This is a genomic window from Candidatus Obscuribacterales bacterium (assembly GCA_036703605.1).
GTDB lineage: Bacteria > Cyanobacteriota > Cyanobacteriia > RECH01 > RECH01 > RECH01.
Genome location: DATNRH010000603.1, coordinates 1 through 2,406, shown reverse-complemented (window position 1 = coordinate 2,406; position 2,406 = coordinate 1). Strand labels below are relative to the sequence as shown.

Annotated in this window: 1 protein-coding gene; it reads left to right on the top strand. The window is 54.6% G+C overall.

The window, feature by feature from the left end:
* Positions 1–267: 267 nt before the first annotated feature.
* Positions 268–2,235, top strand: a complete 1,968-nt coding sequence (locus V6D20_12865; GenBank protein HEY9816673.1) for a reverse transcriptase domain-containing protein — start codon at positions 268–270, stop codon at positions 2,233–2,235.
* Positions 2,236–2,406 lie beyond the last annotated feature (171 nt).

The window sequence follows — 2,406 nt, the reverse complement described above, 5'->3', positions numbered from 1 at the left end:
TTTGGTGACTCTGCCTACCAGTATGTTGACTGCGATGATGCATCAGAGAGTGCCCCAGTCACTGCCTCTGAGTCTCAGCTCCTCGCCCGCCGTGATGCCGTTGCCTCTGCCATGGACCACAGTTGTGCCCCTGGTGCACCTCCTGTTGATGTGGGTTTACCCTCTCCTGCCCCTATGAGGGAGCCTGTTGCCCCTATGAGGGAGCCAGTTGCCCCTATGAGGGAGCCTCCAGCTTCGAGGGCACCCCCACAGAGGGAGAAACCAGCCATGACAGTGGCACCGCCGAATCCTCCACCTCCATCTAGCCCTCCAGCCTCTGAATCCCACACTCCAGTGAAGCTTGAAGCTCCCAGTCCCTCACCTACAGTTGGTGGCCCTCCATCCCCCAATCAAAAGCTACCTCGGGCTGTTCAAGTGCTCCAGGACTTCAACAAGGCTGGCAAGTACTACAGCAAGCCCCTTACTCCATCCCCTGAATCTGGCCCACGACGCAGTGGCCGCCTGGCCTCAGTCAACACCGCCCTGATGGATTTTGATACCAAGTGCTCCTGGTGTGGTCAGTTTGGCCACCTTAAGTCCCAGTGCCCCACTGTCTGGACTGGCCCCATTGCAGCCGCCGCCTCTTCCAATGACCCAGACACCTTGACCTGGGATGAGTGCATGGCTGATGAACATCGTGAGGAATGGATAGCTGCTGCCCAGACAGAGATCTCTGCACTTGAGGCACATGGAACATGGGAAGAAGTACCTATCAGTGATGCCAAAGCCAAGATTCTCCCTGGCACCTGGGCTGGAAAAGTCAAGCGCCGGCCTGATGGCTCTATCATTAAGCGGAAGATGCGCTATTGTGTGAGGGGTGACTTGCAAGAAGGAGATGTTGACAGCCACAGTCAGGTTGCTGCCTGGTCCTCCGTTCGCCTCCTTCTGGTTCTCAGTCTGACGCTAGACTGGTACACCTGCTGCTGCGACTTCTCTAATGCCTTTGTCCAAGCTATTCTCCCTGAACCTATCTGGATCCATCTTCCCCGTGGGTTTCAGGCCAACAACAACAGCAAGGCCAGGACCATCCTCCGCCTGAAGAAGAGTCTCTATGGTATCTCTGAAGCTCCCAAGCTCTGGCAAGAACACTTGGCGACTGCACTAATGGGTCCTGATCTACAGCTTAAGCGAAGTCCCCACGACAGATGTGTTTTCTATAAAGATGGAGCAATCCTTGTTACCTGGGTTGATGATATCCTAATGGTTGTTAGGACCAAGTCTATTGCTGATGCCATCTTTGCCAAGCTCAAGGAATTGGGTTTTTCTTTCACCGTTGAAGAGTCTGTCACCTCCTACCTTGGTATCAAGTTTGAGCATGACTCTGCTGAGGGCTCTTTCAATATGACCCAACCTGGACTAGTGGACAAGATCGTTGAAGCTGTTGGAATGGGAGACTGCAATCCCAACAAGACCCCAGCCGCTAAGGCAGCCCTTAGCAAGGATGAAGATGGCCCACTCTTCCAGGGTCCTTGGAACTACCGGTCGGTGGTGGGAATGCTGATCTACCTGTCCACCAACACTAGACCTGACATTGCCTTTGCTGTATCCCAGGTCGCCCGGTTTGCCCATGCTCCAAGGGAGACCCATGCTAAGGCTGTGAAGACCATCATCCGGTACCTCAAGGGCTCCAGAGACCAGGGCACCATTGTCAAGCCCACCGGTCTGTTGGCTCTGGAAGCCTTCTGTGATGCTGACTTTGCTGGCCTGTTTGGTGTTGAGACCCCTGATGATCCCTCCAGTGTCAAGTCCAGGATGGGGTACATCATCAAGCTCGGTGGCTGCCCAATTATCTGGAAGTCCCAGCTCATCTCTGAGATCACTCTCTCCACTGCTGAGAGTGAGTATGCTGCCCTGAGTGCCTGCATGCGAGTCCTGATTCCCCTCCGTAGGCTCCTCCTTGAGGTCGCACATGGCTTGGGCCTCCCACAGCCCCAGCTTGCCTCTATCTCCTCTAGAGTGTTTGAGGATAACAATGCTGCCCTTCAGCTGGCTGTCAACCAGCGCATCACCAACCGCACCCGTCACTACTTGGTTAAGTGGCACCACTTCTGGTCGCATGTGAAGCCCACTGATGGTGGTGACCCCGAGATCCAAGTCCTCCGTGTAGAGACACAGCTCCAGGATGCAGACTACCTCACCAAGGCTCTGTCCCGTGAGACCTTTGAGGCCAACCGGCTCCGTGTCCAAGGCTGGTAGGACCTCACTGGTGGTGGTGATGTCTTTGTGCAAGACGCAGCTGGCTGCACACCTTGTTGTTGTATGTTATCATTTCAGAAAAGGAAGAACCTGTGGAAGTAGGGGACCAGCCCCTCAGTCATGTGTTTGAGTATCATGACCAGAAGCTGAATATGGAATGTGTGAGCTCTT